This window comes from Marinitoga okinawensis, from assembly GCF_055387075.1.
On the sequence record NZ_AP042422.1, the window covers coordinates 1,836,916 to 1,853,964 of the forward strand.

A 17,049-nucleotide genomic window follows, 5' to 3' on the forward strand; every position below is an offset into this window, starting at 1 on the left:
TTTCTAGAATAAATGGTATATTTTAAATATAGAAACTGTAATTAAAGAGGTCACTGCCATTATTTTTATTAATATGTCCAGTGATGGCCCAACTGTATCCTTCAAAGGATCTCCAACAGTATCCCCTACGACAGATGCTTTATGTGCATCTGTTCCTTTTCCTTCACCTTCTAAATTTCCATTTTCAATATATTTTTTTGCATTATCCCATGCGCCACCTGAATTTGCAGTATAAATTGCTAACATAACTCCACTAAATGTAGTTCCTGCTAATAACCCTCCAACAAAGTCCGTTCCAAATATAAATCCAGATATTAATGGAGTTAATACTGCAATTAAAGCAGGAATTTTCATTTCTTTTAAAGCTCCATCACTACTAATCTTAATACACCTATTATAATCTGGCTTATTTTTCCCTTCCATTAACCCAGGAATTTCTCTAAACTGTCTTCTGATTTCTTCAACCATTTTTTCAGCCGCATTCACTACTGCATCAATTAAATATGCACTAAAAAAGTACGGTAATGCTGCTCCAAAAAGAGCACCTGCTATAGTCTTTGGACTTATTAAATTAATATTTAAAAAACTTTTTAAATCCACCTGCATAGATGGGTTAATTTGAGAATATACAAAAGAAGCAAACAAAGACAATGCAGCAAAAGCTGCTGAACCTATAGCAAAACCTTTTCCTATAGCTGCAGTTGTATTTCCTACAGAATCTAATGTATCGGTTATTTTTCTAACTTCAGGCTCTAATTCAGCCATTTCACTAATTCCACCAGCATTATCAGCAACAGGTCCATAAGAATCAACTGATACCGTTGCCGCAACAAAAGAAAGCATACCCATTGCTGCCATAGCAACACCATATAATCCGGAGAAATAATCTGCTAATAGAATTCCAAACATTAATATAAAAACTGGATATAAAACGCTTTTCATACCTAGTGCCATTCCTTTAGATATTATTATAGCAGGTCCCCCTTTAGAAAAATGGGCTAGTTCTTTAGTAGGAGCATATTTATCACTGGTATAATATTCTGCCAATAAACCTATTATTATACCTGATATTATACCTATAAATGCTGATAGCCATGGTGAATATACTCCAAATCTAAAATTCATTAATTTCAATTGATCACCAGGTAGATCTTTCAAATAAAAGAAACTCATGAAAAAAGTTAATATTAAAGTTATAGAAGCTGATGAAAATAAAGAATTATTTAACTCTCTATGAGGGTTATTAGAACTCTTCTTAAATATTACATATAATATTCCCATCATCGCCCCAATTAATCCTAATATAGCAAAAAATACTGGATAAATTGATAATTTATATGTAACTAAATAAGATATTTCTTTAATATCTTTTGATATCAAAAAACTTGCATATAGAACTAATATTACAGACGAAATTATAGCCCCAATATAACTTTCAAGTAAATCTGCTCCCAAACCTGCAACATCCCCAACATTATCCCCAACATTATCAGCAATAGTTGCTGGGTTCCTGGGATCATCTTCTGGCAAAGCCAATTCCGTTTTTCCAACCAAATCCGCACCCATATCTGCAGCTTTTGTATATATACCTCCACCAACTCTATCAAACATAGCAATAATAGAGCATCCTAATGCATATCCTGAAATTGTCATTGCAAATGGTATATAACTTATTCCTAACCAATTTCTGATAACTACTATATACTCTTTATTTAATTGACCTCTCCACACACCAAATATCAAATATACAAATATTAATCCTAAAAGAGCAAAACCTGCAACAGAAAGTCCCATAACACTTCCACCACGAAAAGCTACTTTTAATGTTTTCCCAATATCTTTGGTTTTTCGAGCCATATTTGATACTCTAACGTTTGCATAAGTTGCCATTTTCATACCAATATATCCCGCACTACCACTCATAATAGCTCCAATTAAGAAAGCTAATCCTGTATTGATATCTGTTACAATCATTAAAATGATAGCTATAAAAACTACATAAATACCTACTGTTTTATATTCATGATTAACAAACGTTTTAGCTCCTTCTCTTATAGCTAAAGCAACTTCTTGCATTTTCTCCGTGCCTTCATCTAATTTCTTTACAGAGTAATAATTAAATGACGCTAAAATAAGAGCTAATAAAGGAACAATAACTAAATAAATTAATAACATATTTTTTCCCTCCCCTATACAGATTTGATTACTTTAATATATATCAAAAAATTTTATTGGGGAGTATATTAATTCTTTTAATTAAAAAAAGTTAACTTTTCTATATCATCAATAAGATCATATATAAAATCAAATTTAAATTGTTTTAATTCTTTTTTCATTCCAAAAAATGCTTCTCTAAAAAGCAACTGTGAATTACCAGTTTTTATTTCAATAGCACATTCTAACATAGCATTAAATAAATCTGAACTTCTTACATATCTACCATATTCTTCTTCAAAAGGATTTATCATATATTTCTTTAATCGAGAAAAAACTTTTTCTGTATCTTTTTCATTATTAAGCCATTCATTTATCATTTCTTCTTCAATATTAGAAATTATATTTTCTAATCCTTTTACTTTTTTCTTTGTTGGAGTAATAACATCACCTGTAAATGCTTCAGGAAAATCATGTAATATACTGGCAATAATGATTTCATTCAATAACTCTTCATCAGAATTTTTACTTAAATAAAAGAAAATTACAGATACAACAGTTACCATAAAAGTGTGAGAAGAAACTGAACTCCTTACATTTCTATGATTTTTATTCCAACGAAACATTGTAGTCATTCTCGTTGATGTTTTTAAAACATAATTTAAAATACTCTCTAATTCGTTAATATATGGAAGATCTAATCTTAATTTCCTTAATTTTTTTTCTGTTTCCATTTTGGGAATTGAATAATACTCAGGAAAAAGTCTACTATTTATCTCAATCTCCTTTAACGAAACCATTAAATCTATAAAATTTGCATACTTTTCAAAATCTTTTTCGTAATCTTCCTCAAAAACACCAAAAATCTTATTTTCTCTCAATTCGTCATAACTTTTATCTAACACTTTATCCCAAATGGCTTTATCTTTTGATACTATTCTTTTTTTAGTATCAAGAGAAACATCAGAAAGTATTATTTTCGGTAATTCTTTAAAAATTTTAGCTTTTATATTTTTAGATATCGAAAGTTTTTCATCCAAAATATTGTTTAAAAATTCTATTGAAACTAAACTTAAAAGGAGACTGTGAAATACATTATCCGCTTCTGTAAATCGTAATACAGCCGGTCTATTATTCCAACGATATATTGTAAATAAATTTGTCAATTCATAAATGCTTTTTCCATATCCCATATTATCACCCACATATATTTTCTATTAAACTATATAAAATTATTTCCTTCTTTTCTCCCTTTTTAGCCATTCTATCAAATTCTTCTATTTTTATTATAATATCCATTATAGCGCCTTTTGAATATAACATAGCATGATTTGCATAGAATCTTTTTTCATTTTTAAATTTAACCCCTAAAAATTTTTTAACTCTTAACTTTGATACAGAAGTAATTTGCGATATTCTTTGAACTTCCGGCCAACTATATTTTTTCTTTTGTTCAATATTAATTATAACACGATATAAGTCAAAAAAGTATTTAAATAAATAACCCAATAGAAATATTATATTAAAATTTGTATCCGATAGATATTTTTTTGCTATTTCTAAAGCTTCTTCTTTTCTTTTTGAAGATAACAAATAAGAAAATTCCTCAAAATCCATATTTATATATGCAAAACCTATTTCTTCAATATCTTTTTTTGTAATAGTATCCTTATCAGAATAAATAGAAAATTTTTTAATTTCTTCAAACAAATAATTGTCATTTGTTCCATACACATCTAAAATATATCTTATTGCATCATCTTCTATATTTTTATTAAAAAACTTTGATATTTCTTTTATATAATCAATCCATTTCTCTTCTTCCCATGGTTTCGGTAACATACACTGTATTTCTTTGTCAAATTTAAATTTTATTTTTGAATTACTAATTATTATTATTTTATCAACATTCTCAGAATATATATCTTTTATTAAATCTAAAATTTCCTCTTGCTCTTTCTTTTTAAATTTATTAAAATCTTTTATAATTACTATTTTTTTGTTACCAAACAAAGAATTTGATAATAAATTGTTTTTTATTTCATTTAATGCATTTTGAGAATTTGGAGAAATTTTAATATTTTCTAATTCATTATCATAAAAACTTTTTAATGCCATTTCTATTCTTATATTAGAATCACCGTATATTATTATCTTTTCCATTTTTTTCATCTCCTAAATATAATATGACGTAATTTACTTCATCTTTATCATAAGATACATCTGGATCTTGCTTTATTACATAATTACCATTACCATAAATAATAATCTTTTTTTCATCTATTCCTATCTCTTTCAATATAAACAAAGCTTCCATGAGAGTCTTTCCTTTTAAATTAGGCAAATAATCATCTATAATTTCTGTTTTTTTATAATAATTAAATTCTTCTAATCTACTAAATATATTTGTAGCAACTGGAGCAGCTACTTCACCCCCATAGTATTCATTTTTAGGATCATCAATTATAGAAACTATAGTATATTTTGGTTTCGATGCTGGAAAAAAACCTACAAATAATGAATAATATTTATCTGAATAACCTTTTCCAGATATTGCTTTTTGTGCAGTACCTGTTTTTCCTGCTATTAAGACACCCGGTTTATAAGCTTTTCTAGCAGTTCCTTTTAACATTGTATATCTCAACCAATCCTTCATTAAATTAGCTATTTCAGGTGAAAACACTTGACGACTATCAGTAACCTTATCCTCTAAAAAAGTTGGTTTTACATATTTTCCCTCATTAGCAAATACGTTAAATATAGAAACAAGCTGAATTGGGGTAACACCGATACCTTGTCCAATAGCAATCTGATAAGGAGTTATTTTATACCACTTTTCTGGCTTTGTAAAAACACCTGAAATTTCTTTATTAAATTCTATACCAGTCTTTTTACCAAAACCAATTTGCTCAAGCTTGTTATATAACCAATCATTAGAAAAATTGCCCATTATTTTTTGCATCACTTTTACTGCTGCTACATTAGATGAATAAGCTATAGCATCTTTCGCATCTAAACTTGTAAAATGATGTCCTTCTGCTTCGCCTATAGTAAAATTAACCCCTGGAACTGGAGAAATTTTAGACGTTAAGGAAAATTTTTGATAAGGAGAAATGAGGTTTTTTTCAAGGGCTATTGAATATATGATAGGTTTCATAGTAGATCCTGGCTCAACATATCCCATAAATGCCATATTATAAGGATAATTAGATACTGAAGCTCTAATTTTTCCTGTTTTTGTCTCCATTATAATAACTGTTCCACCCTCTGCATTCTGACTTTTTATCATTTTAGATAATTCTTCATAAGCTATTTTTTGCATTTTTAAATCTAATGTTAATTTAATTTTTTCAGAATTTGCTAATATTCCATTATTATATAAATACGGTTCTATTCCATATTCAGTTTTACCCTTCTCACCAATATTTTTTCTTAAATCATATGATGTATTATAATTTCTTTCATATGTTTTATATATTCTACAATACCTCAAGATGCTTTCTGGAATATATGTTTTTAATTCTAAAATATCTTCATATTTCCCTAACATGATATATGGTTTTTCATAATCTTCTTCTTTCAAAAACCTATCTAACTGATATTTCAATTTTTCAAGTTTTTTTCTTTCTTTTATCGTTTTCAAATCCAACCACACTTCATAAATAGTTTTGTCAACTACAATAATGCGACCTTCTTTATCAGTTAAGGTCGCTAATTTTTTACTACTTTCTTCAATTTTATAATTTTTATTTAAAGCATATGGCTTTAAAATAAAAATATAGGAAACTAAAGTTATGTATAGAATAACTATAATGAGAAGAGTTAAACGACTGCGTCGCACAAGGCTAATCTTCCTCCATTACAATAAGAGCTTGTTTATAAAATTCTATTTCTGTGTTAACAGTTTGGATTTTTGTATTATAATCGGAAATTCTGGAGTTTAAAACGGAAACATTGTTTTTTAAAGTTTGAATTTTATTTCCAAAATTTAAAGTTGCAATTATAAAACTAATCATAATAATAAGCAAAAACACTAAAAAGACGAATGACAAAGAAATGCTTTTAGCTTTTTGTAATGTTTTTTGATTTATAGCGGGGAAAAACTTCAATTGTTTTTCCATAGTTTAGCCCCCTTTCAAATCCTTTCGGCTACCCTAATTCGAGCACTCCTTGCTCTGGGGTTAATTTTAATTTCTTCTTCACTAGGTAATATCGGCTTTTTTGTCAAAATCTTTAATTTTTCATGATTTCTAAAAAAATTCTTAACAATTTTGTCTTCTAAAGAATGGAATGATATAACACAAATTCTTCCACCTTTATTTAAAAATTCCGGAAACTTCTCAAGAGCGGTTCTAATATTATCAAACTCCCCATTAACTTCTATTCTAATAGCTTGAAAAGTTTTAGTAGCAAAATGTCTTTTTCGTCGATATCTTTCTTTTGGTGGTAATGCTTTTTTTATTGCATCAACAAGTTCAAATGTTGTATTTATAGGTCTTGAATTCACTATGTATCTCGCTATCCGTCTTGAAAATTTAAATTCTTCACCATACTCAAAGATAATTTTAGATAACTGTTCTTCCGAATATTCATTGACCACATTCCATGCAGTAAAATCAGAATCGGGATCCATTCTCATATCTAATGGTTCATCTTTCATAAAAGAAAATCCACGATTTTCACCTTTTAACTGAAATGTAGAAACTCCTAAATCCATTAAAAAACCATCAACCTTTTCTATTCCCAACCCATGCAAAACAATATCTATATCTCTGTATGATGATTTGAAAAATTCTATATCATCAGTAATCTCTTTCAATCTCTGCTCTGCTATTTCAAGAACCTCATAATCTAAATCCACACCTATTATCTTAGCTTTTCCATTAGTTTTTTCATAAATTGCTTTAATATGACCACCTTCACCTGTGGTACAATCTACATATATTCCATCTTCTTTAGTTATCAAATTTTCCAATACTTCATTAACCATTACACTTTTATGATAATCTTCATATTTACGCATATTACACCTCGAAATCTTTTTTTCAAAATTATATCATATATACTCTAAAAAACAAAAGAAACCAAAAGAATTATGGAAAAATTAAGGAGCCAGATATGGCTCCTTATTATATTTCACCAGCAACTTCAAATTGCGAATTATATAATTCAGCATAAAATCCGTTTTTCTTTAACAATTCTTCATGAGTACCTTGTTCTATAATATCCCCTTCATTCATAACAATGATAAGATCTGCCTTTTTTATTGTAGACAATCTATGAGCTATAACAAAACTTGTTCTACCTTTCATCAATCTATCCATAGCTTCCTGTACTTTTATTTCTGTTCTTGTATCTACTGAACTGGTAGCTTCATCCAATATCAAAATCTTTGGGTTTGCAAGAAATGCTCTAGCAATTGTTATAAGCTGTTTTTCACCTTGGGATATATTATTCATCTCCTCATTTATAACCATACTATATCCACCAGGTAATGCATGAACAAAGCTATCAACGTGAGCCATTTTTGCAGCTTCTATTACCTCTTCATCCGTTGCATTTAATCTTCCATATCTTATATTCTCCATGATAGTTCCATTAAATAGCCATGTATCCTGTAAAACCATACCAAACATTGATCTTAAATCTTTTCTTGAAAAACTCCTAATATCATGATCATCTATTAAGATAGCTCCATCATTAACATCATAAAATCTCATTAATAATTTTACGAGTGTTGTTTTTCCTGCACCAGTAGGGCCAACTATAGCTGCTGTTTGACCAGGTTGAATTACTTCTGAGAAATTTTTTATAACAATTTTTTCTGGATTATAACCAAATTTCACATTTTTAAATTCTACTTTTCCTTTAATATTATCAATTTTTAATGGTATTTCCACATCTTCAACTTCCTCTTCTTCATCTAAAAATTCAAACACACGTTCTGCTGCTGCTGCTGTTTGTTGAAAAATATTAGAGATATTTGCAACTTGAGCAATTGGTTGTGTAAACGATCTTACATATTGAATAAATGCTTGAATATCTCCAACTTCTATAATTCTTTTTGCTGCAAACCACCCACCCATAACGGCTACAACAACATATCCAAGATTTCCCACAAAATTCATCAACGGCATCATCATACTGGATAAAAATTGGGATTTCCATTCAGCATCATATAATTGTTTATTCATTCCAAGAAATTTATTAATACTTTTCTCTTCTCCATTAAACGCTCTCATTATTACATGTCCACCATACATTTCTTCAACATGGCCATTAACATGACCCAAAAAATCTTGTCTTTTTTTAAAATATTTTTGCGAATGTTTAATAACAAACATCATTAAAATTCCAGAAATAGGTAAAATTATGATGCTAACCAAAGTCATTTGCCAACTAATAGACAACATCATTACTAAAACACCAATAATTGTTGTTAAAGAAGTAATTATCTGAGACAAACTTTGATTTAAAGTATTATTTATTGTATCTACATCATTAGTTATTCTTGAAAGAATTTCACCATGATTTGTTCCATCAAAATACTTTAGAGGCATTTTATGGATTTTATCCATAATTTGTTTTCTTAAATTATATGTAACTTTCATTGATACCCCTGTCATTAACCATCCCTGTATATAACCAAATAATGCACTCAAAGTATAGATACCTAATAAAATAACCATAATTCTTCCTATGTATATAAAATCTATACCACTAGATGTCCCCATTATTTTACCCATAATACCTTCAAAAATCTTTGTTGTTACCTTACCCAAAATCTTTGGACCTATTATAGAAAATGTAGCACTTATCATAGCAAATATAATTGCAATAATCAATGGAAGTTTATATGGAGAAAGGTATTTTATTAATCTTTTCATTGTTCCTTTAAAATCTTTAGCTTTTTCAACAGGCCCTCTCATCATTGGGCCACCACCTGGACCCCTATGTCTTTGTTGTGTTCTTCTTTCGCTCATGCTAACTCCTCCTCTGACAATTGAGAGTAGGCAATCTCTCTATAAACCGGACATGTTTTCATAAGTTCTTTGTGTGTTCCTTTTCCAACTATTCTTCCCTTATCCAATACAATAATTTGATCAGCATTAATTACTGTAGAAATTCTTTGCGCAACTAAAATAATTGTGCTATCTTTTGTATACGATTTTAATTTTCTTCTAACATTTAAATCTGTTTTAAAATCCAATGCAGAAAAACTATCATCAAAAATATATATTTTTGCTTTTTTAGCTAATGCTCTTGCTATGGATAATCGTTGTTTTTGACCACCTGAAAAATTTATACCTCCTTGAGAAACTTCTTCTTTGAATCTTTTAGGTAGCTTATTAATAAATTCAAGGGCTTCTGCAATATCTGCAACTTTTTCCATTTCTTCATCAGTTAGGTTTTCATTACCATATTTTATATTTGATTCTATTGTCCCACTAAACAATGTTGTTTTTTGAGGTACATATCCAATATATTCTCTCAACTCATGTTGCGTCAATTCTCTTACATCTATACCATCTATTAAAACCTGTCCTTTACTAACATCATAAAATCTTGGTATTAAATTTACCAATGTGGATTTTCCAGAACCGGTAGAACCAATAATAGCCGTCATCTGTCCTGGTAATGCTTTAAAATTAATATCTTTTAAAGCATAATCTTCACCACCAGGATATTTAAAATATACATTTCTAAATTCCACAACACCTTTTACTTTATTATTTAATGTTTTCGGCTTTTCAGGATCTTTTATTGATGGTTGAGTTTCTAAAACTTCCGCAACACGTGTTGCAGATACTGAAGCTCTTGGTAAAAATATAAATATCATAGCCATCATCAAAAATGAGAAAATTATTTGCATAGCATATTGCATAAATGCCATCATATCTCCAATCTGTATACTAAAATCATTAACTTGATGTGCGCCAACCCAAATAATTAATAACATAACTCCATTAAGCACAAAAATCATGGCAGGCATTAAAAATGACATTAATCTTCCAACAAATAATGATGTCTTTGTTAATTCTTTGTTAACATCATCAAACCTCTTTTTTTCCTTTTCATCTGTGTTAAATGCTCTTATAACCATCATACCTGTTAAATTTTCTCTTGAAACAAGATTTAATTTATCAACTAATTTTTGTATTAGCTTAAATTTCGGCAATGCAAATGCAAATATGATAGAAATAACTCCTAACAAAAAAATAACAGCAACTGCAATAGTCCAGGACATAGAAACACTTTTATCTAAAGCCTTAATAATACCCCCAATGCTTAATATTGGAGCATAAAACATTATCCTAATCAATATAACCATAACATTTTGTATCTGTGTAATATCATTAGTTGTTCGTGTAATTAAAGAAGCTGTAGAAAATTTATCGAATTCTTCTCCAGCAAAATTTTCAACTTTTGTAAATAATTTCTCTCTAAGATCTCTAGCCAATCCTCCAGCAGTTTTTGAAGCTAATAATCCTACCAATATTGCTGCAATTGCACCTATTAGAGTTATTAAAAGCATTATGCCACCAGCTTTTAAAATATAATTCCTTTGAACTTCGTATAAATCAATTCCCACTTTTTCATATTCATCTTTAATAGCCATTATTAAAGACTGTCTTATCATTTCATCTCCCATAACACTAATTTTTTCATAAATATTATTTACAAAATCCAATCTTTGTTGTTGTGGAATAAATATTAATAGTTTAAATATATCCAATTTGCTATTCTTATTAATATTTAAACCTTCCGTTTGACCTTTTTCTATTGCTTGAACAGCAAAAAAAGCTTTAGCAAATATATTACTAAGGCCTTTGGTAGTTACGCTATCTTTTAAAACATATATTGGTTCTTTTTCCAAGATTGGATATTCTCTTGAATATATATCATATTTTTCACTACCCTTTTTTATATATTCATAATTTTCAAGTACTTTTTCCTTATCTTCATTAGACATAAACAAAAAAAGATGTTTCATTTGACTACTTCTAACAACCTTAGGAACAGTATCCTGTACCCCATTTTGTTGGATACCAACATTTACTATTTCAGACATATAGTCAGGAAGAGCTAAATTTGTCATCGCCTGAATATATAGTAATAGAACTGCTAATATAAGAAAAAATGTATATGGCTTTAAATATTTTATAATCTTTAGCATTCTATCTACTCCTTTTCATTATTTTATTCTTCTTCAAATATTTTCTTAAGAATTTTTAATCCTTCTATTACTTTATTTATTTCTTCCTCTGTTATATTTTTTAATTTTTTTTCAATGCTCTTTTCAATACTCATATGACTTTTTTTAGCCACTTCATGAAACTTATAAGTAATTTCAACATAAACCTTTCTTCTGTCTTTTTCATCGCGAATTCTTACAACATATCCTTGTTTTTCTAATCGATCTACTATACCAGAAACAGTGCTATTTGATAATCCCATATTTTTACTTAAATCACTCATTTTCATTTTTCCATTTTTTAGTAATAATCCCAGCAACATCCATTGAGATGATGTTAAGTCACTATTTTTAAAATTAGATATCATCGTTTTTTTTACTGCTTCACGAATTTCTTTAAATAATGCGATAATTTCATATGTTTTATCCAATTTTATCACCACCTTGTATTTTCATTTTTATAAATTTTCTATAGAAATATTTCGCATAGAAATATTTCGTATGCAAAATAATTTTATATTATTTTTATTTCTAAAATATTTCTTTGTAATTAAAAATAAAAAGTGATGACAAAAATGTCATCACCTTAATTTTTTATATTTTTTTGTTTTTAAAAAACAACTCCATTATATATCCACTTGAAAATGCATATAAAATTATAAATAAATTTATCAATAAAACAAATTTTATATCCAATATTGATAATGCAAAAGGCAACCATTGAATTTTAATAGACCAGGCAGCAATTGTCACCGCTATTACTCCTATACTTGCACCATTATTTATTAATTCAGCAAAAAATGGAAAAAAAACATATGCTGGTCCTATCATTAAACTACCAAAAATACCTCCTAATAATTTTCCTTTAAATCCACTTTCTTTCCCTACAAATTTTTTTATTGTTTGTTTTGGTATTATTTCAGAAATAAAACCTGTTAAATATGCTACACTTACAATAATAGGCAAAAGATATAAAAATGTCTTTACCGCATATTTTATTCCAAGCATTGCTTTATCTGGATTAAAAAATATAAGTATTATTGCTATTAAAAAAATGACTATTTCTACTTTATAATTTTTTATAAACTTTTTCATAATATCATCTCCATTAAATATGCAATAATTATTATTGATATTATTGCATAGAGATTTCGCACAATAGTAAATTTCTTTCCGAAATTTTGTAATTCATATGTTATAAAAACTATTCCAAGCATAACCCAGGAAAGCAAAAACGATGAAACAAGAGATATACTTGCATTATTTTCAAATAAATATTGAGCAATAGGATACCCTGAAGCCGGGGGCCCCATCATTATTGCACCAGTAAATAATCCTGTTATTATACCCTTTACACCAGAAAAATTCAATAAAAAATCACCAACTTGTTTTGGAGAGAGAAAATTTTGTAGAATTCCTATGATTAAAAATATTGAAAATATTCTAATAGAATTTTGAATAAGGTTTCTATTCCCTTTTTTCACAGCTTTCTTAAATTCCTTTTTTCCTTTGTTTTTAAATAAATAAACATAAAGTATTATTACAAATATTAATAATCCAAATCCAAAAATTAAATTACTCATAATCCCAGATCCTCTTTACTAAAATAATTTTAAATCTTCCCATTTGTTTTCTCACTTTTCTCCCTCCTTGTATTTTCATTTTTATAAATTTTCTATAGAAATATTTCGCATAGAAATATTTCGTATGCAAAATAATTTTATATTATTTTTATTTCTAAAATATTTCTTTATAATTAAAAATAAAAAGTGATGACAAAAATGTCATCACTTCCAGATTATTGATAGAATAAAATATAAATAAATAATATGAAAGAATCCTTGAAAATTCCAAAAAAAATGTAAATGGAGTTTAATATATTGGAATTCAAAAATAAAACGAATGAAAACCCGAAGATTGCCTAAGCATCGCTTCGCGAAAAAAATTAAATCTTATAAATTAAAATACCTATTTGTTTTAAACATGTATTAAATTATTTTTTTAATATAAACCTTTATCTATTTTTAATGCTTGCATTAAAAATATGCTCATGATTATTTTTTTCAGATTAGCAATCGAGCGTTTGAATAAGTTTTGTTTTGATTCCAATTTTTAGGACTTGGAATTTCCAACTATCAAAAAATGTTATTTTATAATTTTCATCTATTTTTATATTTTTTTATTTTTAAAAAACAACTCCATTATATATCCACTTGAAAATGCATATAAAATTATAAATAAATTTATCAATAAAACAAATTTTATATCCAATATTGATAATGCAAAAGGCAACCATTGAATTTTAATAGACCAGGCAGCAATTGTCACCGCTATTACTCCTATACTTGCACCATTATTTATTAATTCAGCAAAAAATGGAAAAAAAACATATGCTGGTCCTATCATTAAACTACCAAAAATACCTCCTAATAATTTTCCTTTAAATCCACTTTCTTTCCCTACAAATTTTTTTATTGTTTGTTTTGGTATTATTTCAGAAATAAAACCTGTTAAATATGCTACACTTACAATAATAGGCAAAAGATATAAAAATGTTTTTACTGCATATTTTATTCCAAGCATTGCTTTATCTGGATTGAAAAATATTAATATTATTGCTATTAAAAAAATGACTATTTCTACTTTATAATTTTTTATAAATTTTTTCATAATATCATCTCCATTAAATATGCAATAATTATTATTGATATTATTGCATAGAGATTTCGCACAATAGTAAATTTCTTTCCGAAATTTTGTAATTCATATGTTATAAAAACTATTCCAAGCATAACCCAGGAAAGCAAAAACGATGAAACAAGAGATATACTTGCATTATTTTCAAATAAATATTGAGCAATAGGATACCCTGAAGCCGGGGGCCCCATCATTATTGCACCAGTAAATAATCCTGTTATTATACCCTTTACACCAGAAAAATTCAATAAAAAATCACCAACTTGTTTTGGAGAGAGAAAATTTTGTAGAATTCCTATGATTAAAAATATTGAAAATATTCTAATAGAATTTTGAATAAGGTTTCTATTCCCTTTTTTCACAGCTTTCTTAAATTCCTTTTTTCCTTTGTTTTTAAATAAATAAACATAAAATATTATTACAAATATTAATAATCCAAATCCAAAAATTAAATTACTCATAATCCCAGATCCTCTTTACTAAAATAATTTTAAATCTTCCTATTTGTTTTCTCACTTTTCTCCCTCCTTACACAACCTTTTTTCAAATTGAATTGTCGTATGAATTATTCCAAATTTTTCATTCAAAATATGCTTTAATTCTTTTAAATATCCATCTAAATTATAATTTTCATTCTCTTTTAAAGAAATATGACATTCAAGATATTTATCCTGACCATCTGTTGTCCATACGTGTATATGATGAACATCTTCAACATAATCTAACTTTTCAAGTTCCTCTTTTATTTTATTTAATTCCATATTACCAGGAGTACCCTGGATTAAAATATTTGTACTTTCTTTTAATATATGATATCCCTCAAAGAGTATATATACACTTATTAACATAGTAAAAATTGGGTCCAGAATATACCAGTTATATTTATAAATAAAAATAGCTCCAATTATAATCATTACTGAAGATAAAGTATCACTTGCAATATGCACAAATGTAGCCTTTACATTTAAATTGTCCTTTGATTCTTTAAATAATAATATTGCTGTTATCAAATTTCCAGCTAATCCTATTATTGAAATAATAAGCATTAATTTCCCATCTATTATTTCAGGTTTATAAAATTTTTTTATACTTTCTACTATTAAAAATATTGCTACAGCAAATAAAAAAAGTGTATTTGTAAATGCCGCTAAAATTTCCACTCTTTTATATCCATATGTTCTTTTTTCATCTCTTGGTCTTTTTGATATCTTCCTTGCTATATAACTTAAAAGTATTGCCATTGTATCATTTAAATTATGTAGCGAATCAGAAATCAAAGCTAAACTATGTGAAAATATTCCTCCTAATATTTCCGATAAAGTTATAATAAAATTAAATAATACGGAAAACAATAACTTTTTATCTGTTAAATCATCTCCATGATGATGATGATGATGGTGATGATGATTATGATTTGACATATTTATTCTCCTTTCTCATTTAAATGTTCAAAAACCATATTTATAATTTTTTCTATATGTTCATCTTTTAAAGAATAAAATACATTTTTTCCTTTTTTACGATATTTTACAATATTCATTTGTTTTAAAAGACGAAGTTGATGAGAAACTGCCGATTGAGAGATACCAGCAATAGACACTATTTTTGATACACAAAGTTCATTTTCCAATAAGGCTAATAATATTCTCAATCTTGTTTCATCGGCAAATATTTTATACATTTCTACAGCATTTAAAATTAATTCCCTTTCTGGTAATTTATTAACAAACTTTTTTTTATTACAATCTTCCACAGCAACACCTCCTATACATGAACATTTATACATATGTAAACTATATCATCTTTTCCTATATTTGTCAAGAAAGTTTGTAACTTTTTTTTAACTTTTATACTTTATTATTAAGTAGCCTTAATTTAAACAGGGGGTGCAGTAATGTTCGATAGAAAAACCTTTGTAGAAGTAAATATTAAAAATTATATTCATAATTTAGAACTAATCAAACAAAGAACAAAAAGTAACATAATTCCTGTTTTAAAAGCTGATAGTTATGGCCATGGTGCTGTTCCACTGGCCAAAGCTGCTTATAATTATGGTGTTGATTTTATTGCAGTAGCTTTTTTAGGTGAAGGTATTGAAATAAGGAAAAGTGGAGTGAATATTGAAACATTAGTTTTTAACTACGCTACTCCAAAATCCATTGAAGAAAATATCGAAGGTTTTATATATACTATAGGATCATTGAAGCAATTAAACGAATTAATACAATATTTTGGTAAAGATATTAACAAAATAAAATTCCATTTAAATATAAATACTGGTATGAATAGAATGGGTATAAGTATAGAAGAACTCGATAATGTTATCAAATTAATAAAAGAATATAATATAAATATTCATGGTGCATATTCCCATTTTGCCACAGCAGATACTCTTGATAATTTTGTTAAAGAACAATATGAAAAATTTATTTTAGCTGTTAAATATATAGAAAATTCAAATATTTCTATACCAATAAAACATATTTGTAACTCTGCAGCTTCTTTATACTTTCCAAAGTATGCACTTGATTATGTAAGGCCAGGAATTGCAACATACGGATTACAACCATCAGACATAAAAACTGAAAAAGAATTAAAACCTGTATTAACCTGGAAAAGCACCGTTGCAAGAGTTGGGATATTAAAAGGTGGAGAAAGTGTAAGTTATGGAAGAACATATTTTGCAAAAAAAGATATTCCTATAGCAACAATTCCTGTAGGATATGCTGATGGTTATTTCAGACAATTATCAAATAAAGGTTATGTATTGATTCATGGGGAAAAATGTAATATAATAGGTAGAGTATGTATGGATCAATTTGTTGTTGAAGCAACTAATCTTTCAGATGTAAAAATTGGAGAAGACGTTGTTTTAATAGGCCAGCAAGATAAAAATTTTATATCTGCTGAAGAATTAGCCGATTTAGCAGGAACAATTAATTATGATATTACGTCAAAAATAACAAAAAGAGTTCCACGTATTTATATAGAGGAGGAATAAA

16 protein-coding genes are annotated in these 17,049 nt (G+C 27.4%); 1 reads left to right on the forward strand and 15 read right to left on the reverse strand.

The window, feature by feature from the left end:
- Nucleotides 1-3 precede the first annotated feature (3 nt).
- From ACZ5CK_RS09010 to ACZ5CK_RS09080, 15 genes are all read right to left on the reverse strand, one after another.
- The gene (locus ACZ5CK_RS09010) at nucleotides 4-2,175 is read right to left on the reverse strand and encodes a sodium-translocating pyrophosphatase (RefSeq protein ID WP_464581483.1); all 2,172 of its coding nucleotides are present in this window, start codon (nucleotides 2,173-2,175) and stop codon (nucleotides 4-6) included.
- Nucleotides 2,176-2,252: 77 nt separating this feature from the next.
- Nucleotides 2,253-3,347, reverse strand: a complete 1,095-nt coding sequence (locus ACZ5CK_RS09015) for an HD domain-containing protein (RefSeq protein WP_464581484.1) — start codon at nucleotides 3,345-3,347, stop codon at nucleotides 2,253-2,255.
- A gap of 4 nt (nucleotides 3,348-3,351) precedes the next feature.
- On the reverse strand, nucleotides 3,352-4,317 hold the full coding sequence (gene holA, locus ACZ5CK_RS09020) for a DNA polymerase III subunit delta (protein WP_464581485.1): 966 nt from the start codon (nucleotides 4,315-4,317) through the stop codon (nucleotides 3,352-3,354).
- Entirely contained in the window at nucleotides 4,292-5,995 is a 1,704-nt protein-coding gene (locus ACZ5CK_RS09025; protein WP_464581486.1) for a penicillin-binding transpeptidase domain-containing protein, read from the reverse strand. Before ACZ5CK_RS09025 ends, holA begins: the two co-directional genes overlap by 26 nt.
- A gap of 4 nt (nucleotides 5,996-5,999) precedes the next feature.
- Nucleotides 6,000-6,275: a hypothetical protein gene (locus ACZ5CK_RS09030; protein WP_464581487.1), complete on the reverse strand. Its 276-nt coding sequence runs from the start codon at nucleotides 6,273-6,275 to the stop codon at nucleotides 6,000-6,002.
- A 14-nt stretch (nucleotides 6,276-6,289) separates the two neighbouring features.
- Complete coding sequence (rsmH, locus tag ACZ5CK_RS09035) at nucleotides 6,290-7,177, reverse strand: 16S rRNA (cytosine(1402)-N(4))-methyltransferase RsmH (RefSeq protein WP_464581488.1); 888 nt, start codon at nucleotides 7,175-7,177, stop codon at nucleotides 6,290-6,292.
- A gap of 106 nt (nucleotides 7,178-7,283) precedes the next feature.
- Nucleotides 7,284-9,137: an ABC transporter ATP-binding protein gene (locus ACZ5CK_RS09040; RefSeq protein ID WP_464581489.1), complete on the reverse strand. Its 1,854-nt coding sequence runs from the start codon at nucleotides 9,135-9,137 to the stop codon at nucleotides 7,284-7,286.
- Nucleotides 9,134-11,332, reverse strand: a complete 2,199-nt coding sequence (locus ACZ5CK_RS09045) for an ABC transporter ATP-binding protein (protein ID WP_464581490.1) — start codon at nucleotides 11,330-11,332, stop codon at nucleotides 9,134-9,136. The genes ACZ5CK_RS09040 and ACZ5CK_RS09045 overlap by 4 nt, the downstream gene beginning before the upstream one ends.
- Nucleotides 11,333-11,355: 23 nt before the next feature.
- Entirely contained in the window at nucleotides 11,356-11,790 is a 435-nt protein-coding gene (locus tag ACZ5CK_RS09050; RefSeq protein WP_464581491.1) for a MarR family winged helix-turn-helix transcriptional regulator, read from the reverse strand.
- 154 nt (nucleotides 11,791-11,944) lie between these two features.
- Nucleotides 11,945-12,445 (reverse strand): hypothetical protein, encoded by a 501-nt coding sequence (locus ACZ5CK_RS09055; protein ID WP_464581492.1) that lies wholly within the window; start codon nucleotides 12,443-12,445, stop codon nucleotides 11,945-11,947.
- Nucleotides 12,442-12,933, reverse strand: coding sequence for a hypothetical protein (locus ACZ5CK_RS09060; protein WP_464581493.1), 492 nt, complete (start codon nucleotides 12,931-12,933; stop codon nucleotides 12,442-12,444). Before ACZ5CK_RS09060 ends, ACZ5CK_RS09055 begins: the two co-directional genes overlap by 4 nt.
- A 586-nt stretch (nucleotides 12,934-13,519) precedes the next feature.
- Nucleotides 13,520-14,020: a hypothetical protein gene (locus tag ACZ5CK_RS09065; protein WP_464581492.1), complete on the reverse strand. Its 501-nt coding sequence runs from the start codon at nucleotides 14,018-14,020 to the stop codon at nucleotides 13,520-13,522.
- Nucleotides 14,017-14,508 carry a hypothetical protein gene (locus tag ACZ5CK_RS09070; protein ID WP_464581494.1) on the reverse strand — a complete coding sequence of 164 codons (492 nt, stop codon included), beginning with the start codon at nucleotides 14,506-14,508 and terminating at the stop codon, nucleotides 14,017-14,019. The genes ACZ5CK_RS09065 and ACZ5CK_RS09070 overlap by 4 nt, the downstream gene beginning before the upstream one ends.
- Nucleotides 14,509-14,559: 51 nt before the next feature.
- A complete protein-coding gene (locus ACZ5CK_RS09075; RefSeq protein ID WP_464581495.1) occupies nucleotides 14,560-15,468 on the reverse strand; it encodes a cation diffusion facilitator family transporter in 909 nt (302 codons plus the stop codon).
- A gap of 2 nt (nucleotides 15,469-15,470) precedes the next feature.
- A complete protein-coding gene (locus ACZ5CK_RS09080) occupies nucleotides 15,471-15,800 on the reverse strand; it encodes an ArsR/SmtB family transcription factor (RefSeq protein WP_464581496.1) in 330 nt (109 codons plus the stop codon).
- A 141-nt stretch (nucleotides 15,801-15,941) separates the two neighbouring features.
- Between ACZ5CK_RS09080 and alr the strand changes: the two genes are divergently transcribed.
- Nucleotides 15,942-17,048 (forward strand): alanine racemase, encoded by a 1,107-nt coding sequence (alr, locus tag ACZ5CK_RS09085; protein WP_464581497.1) that lies wholly within the window; start codon nucleotides 15,942-15,944, stop codon nucleotides 17,046-17,048.
- Nucleotide 17,049 lies beyond the last annotated feature (1 nt).